Source organism: Acinetobacter sp. GWC1_38_13 (genome assembly GCF_001767535.1).
Taxonomy (GTDB): domain Bacteria; phylum Pseudomonadota; class Gammaproteobacteria; order Pseudomonadales; family Moraxellaceae; genus Acinetobacter; species Acinetobacter junii.
The window spans coordinates 1-7996 of sequence record NZ_MELG01000110.1; the positions used below are offsets into that span (position 1 = coordinate 1).

5 protein-coding genes are annotated in these 7996 nt (G+C 38.0%); all 5 read left to right on the plus strand.

Annotated features, from left to right (window positions below; translation table 11 throughout):
• Positions 1-2961 (plus strand): translocation/assembly module TamB domain-containing protein (locus A2003_RS11900; RefSeq protein ID WP_286687425.1); only part of this gene is annotated, 2961 nt, incomplete at its 5' end.
• A 131-nt stretch (positions 2962-3092) separates the two neighbouring features.
• Positions 3093-3554 (plus strand): DUF4124 domain-containing protein, encoded by a 462-nt coding sequence (locus A2003_RS11905; RefSeq protein WP_286687426.1) that lies wholly within the window; start codon positions 3093-3095, stop codon positions 3552-3554.
• 102 nt (positions 3555-3656) lie between these two features.
• On the plus strand, positions 3657-4016 hold the full coding sequence (locus A2003_RS11910) for a hypothetical protein (protein ID WP_005402492.1): 360 nt from the start codon (positions 3657-3659) through the stop codon (positions 4014-4016).
• A gap of 259 nt (positions 4017-4275) precedes the next feature.
• Positions 4276-6915 carry a bifunctional aconitate hydratase 2/2-methylisocitrate dehydratase gene (locus tag A2003_RS11915; protein ID WP_286687427.1) on the plus strand — a complete coding sequence of 880 codons (2640 nt, stop codon included), beginning with the start codon at positions 4276-4278 and terminating at the stop codon, positions 6913-6915.
• 73 nt (positions 6916-6988) lie between these two features.
• Positions 6989-7990 (plus strand): hypothetical protein, encoded by a 1002-nt coding sequence (locus tag A2003_RS11920; RefSeq protein WP_286687428.1) that lies wholly within the window; start codon positions 6989-6991, stop codon positions 7988-7990.
• The last annotated feature ends 6 nt before the right edge of the window (positions 7991-7996 follow it).

The window sequence follows — 7996 nt, forward strand, 5'->3', positions numbered from 1 at the left end:
GCAAAAATTAAACTTCCAACTGAAAAACAGCAACTCTCATGGAGTGCAACGCTTAAAGCAGATAATTTCAATCCACAAACTGTAGCTACAGCTGCACCAGTAAATTTATTAAATGGACAAATTGTTGCTAAAGGTTTTGCTAAACCAAATCAGCAGATTATTCAATTTGATAATATTGATCTAAATGGTCAGTTAGCCCAATCAAATACATCTGAAAAAATTGCACTTAAAGGAAAAAGTACAGCAGCTTTAATTTTCCATGATCAAAAAAATGGTGGTGGATTTAAGAGTTATGCAGTTCAGTATGATGGTTCATTAAATGCTTTAAATCAGGCAAATGGATTATTAAAAATAGATCTTGCTGGCACGCCTGATTACGTGAAAATTAATGAGTTAAAGCATGATGGTGTGGCTGGTAAATTATTTGCAACAGGTTCAGTCAATCTAAAAGATAAATTAGGTTGGAATATTGAAACCTCATTAGTTCGTTTCAAGCCCCAATATTTTGTTTCAAGTGTCAAAGGTGAAATTTCAGGACATGTCAAATCACAGGGTGTGTGGTCTGATGACCTAAAACGAGTTGATATACGTCAACTCAATGCGGCAGGTTTTATTAACAATAAACCAGTTCGAGGACGAGGTAATTTAACACTTTTGCTTGATTCAAATCAAAAAGGGTTCTTACCACAACAATTTGAAGCAAATGATTTATTTTTTGCATATGCACAAAACCAATTACAAGCAACTGGTAATGCACAAAGCTTAAAAGTTAAATTAAACGCACCAGCTTTGTATGAAATCTATCCCGGATTGCAAGGTCGAGCGTATGGTAATTTAAATATACAATCTCAACCGAAACTGAAAGCAACAGCAAACATCGCTGTAGATAATTTTGCATTTAATAACCTAGTTAGTATTAAGTCATTACGTGTGCAAGGTGAACTACCAACTTCAGAGACCACACCAACGATTTTAACTGCGAAGGTAAATCAAGTACGCAATGGAAATCGTGAAATTGAAAATGCAGTTGTGAATCTCGCTGGTACTCGCAAAGCGCATTTGTTAAAAGTTGAAAGTAAAAATAAGCAGTCTAATTTTTATGTTCAACTCGCAGGTGGATTTAATCAAAACAACGATTGGTTAGGTCAGTTGCAAAAAGGTAATTTCACTTCGCGTAGAATTAGTCTAGTACAGAATCAAAGTGCGCCGATTATATATACCTCATCTGCTGCTGAACTGTTTGTAGGGCAGCATTGTTGGTCAAGCTCTCATAGCCAGTTATGCCTTGATCAGGCTGCACGTATAAGTAAAACCAAAGGAAATGTTTCTTTTCTCACTAAAAATCTTGATTTAAATGATTTTGCTGCATTTATGCCAGAAGGTTTAGCTGTTACAGGACAGTTAAATGGTTATGCACGTGCATCATGGGCAAATGGTACGCGACCAAAATTAGATGCGACATTAGTAACCCGTAAAGGTGAAATCGGTCTTGCTGCTGCTGATCCCCAAGATCCTGCGACAACAGTCACTTATGATGAACTTAGTTTGATCGCAAAAAGCGTTGGCGAAGGATTGTTATTCAGAGTGGATATGAAAACACCTGATATTGGAACAGGTTATGCCAATGTGATTATTAATCCATTCCTAAGCAATATGCCAATGCGCGGTGAAATTGCTTTTGATGAAGTTCAGCTCAAAGTATTTAAGCCATTTATTAAAGATGTACGTTCTATGGCTGGCACTTTATCGCTTGCTGGAAAAGTGGACGGAACTTTAACACAACCACAATTTACAGGTGAAATGCGTTTGAAAAATGGCGCTATTAGTATGATTTCATTACCTGTGAATTTAAATAATATTCAGCTTTACTCTTCGATTCGACAAGATTCAGCAAGCATAGATGGTGCATTTAATAGTGGACAAGGTGTAGGTCGTTTAAAAGGGAGCTTTGACTGGAAAAATGATCCTCATTTAGCATTAATACTTAAAGGCGATAATCTATTAGTTCGCCAAGCACCAATGATTACAGCGATTGTTAAACCCGATTTAAGCTTGGATGTTTATCCATTTGCTCAACGTTTAAGTTTAAAAGGTACGATTGATGTTTCTCGTGCTCGTATTTCCATGCCAGAAAGTTCAGCAACGGTGGTGAATGTTTCACCTGATGTACGTGTGGTGCATCAAGGACAAGATCTACTCGCTACTTTAAAAGCTGCGAAACCATGGGATATCCGTGCTGATATGACGGTAAATCTTGGTAATCAAGTTATTTTCCAAGGCTTTGAAAGTAATATCCCATTGGTCGGACGTCTACATCTGTCACAACGTGGTTTAGAAACAGCCATGCGAGCAAATGGTGCAATTGGTGTAAGCCAAAAAGTGAAGATTGAAGCTTATGGTCAGAGTCTCGACTTGAATCGTGCAATTGCTCGTTTTAATGGACCTCTAGCAAACCCAACCTTAGATATTGATGCAAATAAACCTGTACAAGGAAGCATGGTTGGTGTGCGTGTTACGGGTACTGCGACCGTCCCTAATGTTCAAGTGTACAATGATGCAGGTCTGTCTGAGCAAGAAGCACTCAATGCATTATTAACAGGACGTATTAATGAAGGTGGTAGCGGTTTAAGTAACACTGAAGGATTCAAATCTGATGTTAATAATACAATCGCTGCCGCTGGAATCAGCATGGGCTTAGGTGGAACTAGAGCTTTAACGAATCAAATTGGGCGAACTTTTGGCTTAAGTGGATTGGCATTAGATGCTCAGGGAACTGGCGATGATACCCAAGTGAGTTTAACGGGTTATATTACGCCAGACTTATTTATTCGCTATGGTATTGGTGTATTTACACCTGTCAATAAATTGACTTTGCGATATCAAATGAATCGTCGACTTTATTTGGAAGCAAGTCAGTCCCTAGAACGAGCTATCGACTTATTCTACAACTGGCGCTTCTAGATAAACATTATAAAACCTGCCTTGTTTAGATAAGGCAGGTTTTTTTATAGTACTTTTACAATATAAATGTGATATTATTATATATAAATAATTGAAAAATATAGATAAATGACATTTTTTGGAGGAAGGGGATGAAATGTGTCACTTTTAGTCAGCTTTTGGCAATCGTTAGTATTGGTTTGATGAGTAGTTCATTTCAACTTAATGCGAAAGAATACTACAAATGGGTAGATGCGAAGGGTGTAACTACATATTCAGCGACACCGCCACCCACCAAGAAACAAGAGCCTCAACTTGATACATCCAAACAAAATATGACGGTTGGAAACACAGCCAATCATGCTGTACCAACCCAAGCACAGGCTCAAGTGGTTAAAGAAACAAAAACAGCAGCTGTTGCAACAACACCTCAAACTAAAAATGTAGCACTTGCAGCAAAAACAGAAGTTTTGATTCCGATCAAGAATTGTAATGGTGTTCGTTGTTGGGACACTAAAGGTAAGGCTTACAATCTAGTACAAGGCAATACATATCTCTCTTCGACTGGTGGCAAATGTCTCAAAACATCAAACAACATGTCGTGTACAAAATGATATGTAATTTTTTAGCGATAGCTGATGTTTTTAAATGCATCTTTTTTGCAAAATGCTAGAGTTTGAGTATGATGTCTACATCTAATTAGCTGCAGTATGAAGATGAAAAAGGTTGTATTGATTGCACTCGGTTTGATTTTGATGGGTTGTGGTAAGAAAGAGCCTTTAACACCAGAACAACAGTGGCATGGCTATTGCGTAAGTATTGGCAATGCAGCTCGTTCTATTGCACTAGATCGTCAGAATGGAATTGAAGAAAAGCAAGCAAAAGAACATGCGAGCAAGATTGAAGATGAGATGACGAGTAAATTTATTTTCGAAATTATTGAAACGGTTTACAGACTTCCAGCAGATCAGTTGAAGTCTGATCCTGATACGATCCGTGAAGATTTAAAGAAGAAATTTACGAATCAATGTTTGGTAACACCACATGATAAGTTACCGAACTATAAATCATTTTAATTTGACCATTGAAAAGACAACAAGAGTTGTCTTTTTTTATGTACCTAATTCGTTGTTTTATTAGGCTTTGATCTAAGACCAAAGCGGTATTCAAAAGTGACAAACATTTCGCTATAAAATAATGGGCATCACGTAGAAATACGGTAGTTCCATTAACTTTTAAGTCGAAGTCTAGTAAAATTTTGCTGTCCATATTACTTGTAGAGCTTGAAAAAAGCTGGAACTTACAAGTAATTTTTTAAAAAAGAGGAATAACACTGTGCTAGAAGCTTACCGCCAACACGTTGAAGAACGTGCCGCACTCGGAGTCCCACCGAAGCCGCTTGATGATGCTCAAACTGCTGAACTTGTCGCATTATTAAAAAATCCACCAGCAGGCGAAGAAGCATATTTAGTAGATTTGCTTGAAAATCGTGTTCCAGCGGGTGTTGACCAAGCTGCATACGTTAAAGCTGCTTTCTTATCTGCGATTGCGAAAGGTGAAGCGACTTCTCCACTTGTAACTAAAGAACGCGCAGTTTACTTACTAGGCACGATGCTTGGTGGTTACAACGTAGCTCCTCTTGTTGATCTTTTAGATAATGCTGAGCTTGCTGAATTAGCAGCTGAAGCATTGAAAAAAACACTTCTTGTATTTGATGCATTCCATGATGTAGCAGACAAAGCTAAAGCAGGTAATGTTGCTGCTAAAGCTGTATTGCAATCTTGGGCTGAAGCAGAATGGTTCACAAGCCGTCCTGACGTTCCAGAAGAAATCAAAATCACTGTGTTCAAAGTAACAGGTGAGACGAATACTGATGACTTGTCTCCAGCTCAAGACGCTTGGAGCCGTCCAGATATCCCATTACACGCAAATGCAATGTTGAAAAACGAGCGTGACGGTATCTACCCTGAAAAACCAGGTGAAGTTGGTCCATTAAGCCAAATCAAAGAATTGATCGCGAAAGGCAATCAAGTTGCTTACGTGGGTGACGTTGTTGGTACGGGTTCAAGCCGTAAATCTGCAACTAACTCTGTACTTTGGTTCTTCGGTAACGAACTTCCACACATTCCAAACAAAAAAGATGGTGGTGTGTGCTTAGGTTCTAAGATCGCTCCAATTTTCTTCAATACAATGGAAGATGCAGGTGCATTACCTGTTGAAATCGACGTTGCGAACATGAACATGGGCGACGAAGTTGTATTGAAAATTGATCATGCTGCTGCAAAAGTTACTGCATACAAAGACGGTGCACAAATTGCAGAAGCTGAGCTTAAAACGCCTGTACTTTTAGACGAAGTACGCGCTGGTGGTCGTATTAACCTGATTATTGGTCGTGGTTTAACAGCTAAAGCGCGTGAAGAGTTAGGTCTTGAGCCTTCTACTTTATTCCGTACTCCAGTACAACCTGCTGACACTGGTAAAGGCTTTACACAAGCTCAGAAGATGGTAGGTCGCGCATGTGGTCTTCCTGAAGGTCAAGGTATCCGTCCTGGAACTTACTGTGAACCTAAGATGACCACTGTTGGTTCTCAAGATACAACTGGTCCTATGACGCGTGACGAGTTAAAAGACTTGGCGTGCTTGGGCTTCTCAGCTGACTTGGTAATGCAGTCTTTCTGTCACACTGCTGCGTATCCAAAACCAGTTGACGTAACAACTCACCATACATTACCAGACTTCATCATGAACCGTGGCGGTGTATCTTTACGTCCAGGTGACGGTATTATCCACTCTTGGTTAAACCGTATGTTACTTCCAGATACAGTTGGTACTGGTGGTGACTCACATACTCGTTTCCCAATCGGTATTTCATTCCCAGCGGGTTCTGGTCTGGTTGCGTTCGCAGCTGCAACTGGTGTTATGCCACTTGATATGCCTGAGTCTGTACTTGTTAAGTTCAAAGGTAAAATGCAGCCTGGTATTACTTTACGTGACCTTGTACATGCGATTCCTTACTATGCGATCAAAGCTGGTGACTTAACTGTAGAGAAGAAAGGTAAGAAAAATATCTTCTCTGGTCGTATCCTTGAGATCGACTTAACAGAAATGGAAAATGACTTGACTGTTGAGCAAGCATTCGAACTTTCTGATGCATCTGCTGAACGTTCTGCTGCGGGCTGTTCAATCACTCTTTCTGAAGAGAAAGTTGCTGAATACCTACGTTCTAACATCACCATGTTGAAGTGGATGATCGCAGAAGGTTATGGCGATGCTCGTACAATAGCGCGCCGTGCTGAAAACATGCAGAAGTGGTTAGATAACCCAAGCCTGTTAAAAGCTGATGCTGATGCAGAATACTTAAAAGTTTACGAAATCGATCTTGCTGACATCAAAGAACCAATTCTTTGCTGCCCGAACGATCCAGATGACGCTAAACTTCTTTCTGAAGTTCAAGGCGACAAAATTGATGAAGTATTCATCGGTTCTTGTATGACAAACATCGGTCACTTCCGTGCTGCAGGTAAATTGCTTGAGCAAGTACCAGGTGGTTCTTTATCAACTCGTCTTTGGATTGCGCCACCAACGCGTATGGATGAGCATCAGTTGATGGAAGAAGGCTTCTATAACATCTATGGTAAATCAGGCGCACGTACTGAAATGCCAGGTTGTTCACTCTGTATGGGTAACCAAGCACGCGTAGCACCGAACACAACATGTGTATCAACTTCTACTCGTAACTTCCCGAACCGTTTAGGTCAAGGTGCAAACGTTTACTTAGCTTCTGCTGAGCTTGCATCTGTAGCTGCGGTACTTGGTAAATTACCAAGTCCAGAAGAATATCAACAGTACGCGTCGCAAATCGACAGCGCTTCTGCTGACATCTACAAATACTTAAACTTCGACAAGATGAGCGAATATACAAAAGAAGCTGATCAAGTTGATACTAAGAAAATCCAAGCTGCTCAGTTAACTTAATTTATTGATAATTAAGTTTTAATGAGTTAAAAATAAGGGCTGAGTAATCAGCCCTTATTTTTTGAGTATAAGAATGAATAGAATTTTAAATGTAAAATTAGAAAACTGTTTTGGTATAGGTAAATTAGAGAAAGAGTTTAAATTTACACCTAAAGAACGAGCCCAATTAATATATGCGCCAAATGGTACAATGAAGTCATCATTTGCTAATGTATTTGAATATCTTTCTAAAGATCAGAGAAGTGAAATAAAAGATAGAATTTTCTCTGAAAATATAGCTTTGTGTGAAATTAATTTTGATGGCGAAAGTTTGAATAGAGATAATATTTTAGTGGTTAATGCTGAAACAAAATTATCAGAAAATTCAATAACAAATTTCATAGCAAAGGAAGAGTTGAAGAGTAGATATGATGAGATATTTATTGAACTATTAAATGAGAAATCAAAATTTATCACTGTACTCAGAAAACAGTCTAGAAGCACAGATTGTGAAAGTGAGTTGCAAGCTGTATTCAACGAAAATGAAAACTTTTTCGAATATTTATTGCGAATTGAAAATGAAGTATCAGAGAATTTACCTAAGTATACTTTTAAATATAATGATATTTTTGATAAAGGTGGTAAAGTCAAAAAATTTTTAGAATCTAACCAAGCTTTATTGAGTGAATATTTAGATCGTTATACATGCTTATTAAGTAATTCAAAATTTTTTAGTAAATCAAATAATTCTTTTGGAACAGTACAAGCTACAAATTTATTGGATTCTTTAAATGATAATTCTTTTTTTGAAGCTGGACACAAAATTAGTTTACAAACTGAAGAGTTTATTAACTCAAGAGATGAATTAGAAAGTTTGATACAAGCTGAAAAAGATCAGATTTTAAATGATACACAATTACTGAAAAGCTTTGAGAAAGTTGATAAAGCATTAGCAAAAAATGCTGAATTAAAAAGCTTTAAAAAGTTGTTGGAAATGGATTCCAGTCTGCTGGTAGAATTAACTGACTTTGAAGGTTTTAGAAAGAAAGGGCTTTGTTGCACAAACCTATCTGTAAAGGCTTTTTCAGCGATATAATTTTCA

Bases quoted from the DNA above. Each gene is read 5' to 3' on its own strand.
- A2003_RS11905 (WP_286687426.1), top strand. From the start codon at position 3,093: ATGAAATGTGTCACTTTTAGTCAGCTTTTGGCAATCGTTAGTATTGGT.
- A2003_RS11910 (WP_005402492.1), top strand. From the start codon at position 3,657: ATGAAAAAGGTTGTATTGATTGCACTCGGTTTGATTTTGATGGGTTGT.
- A2003_RS11920 (WP_286687428.1), top strand. From the start codon at position 6,989: ATGAATAGAATTTTAAATGTAAAATTAGAAAACTGTTTTGGTATAGGT.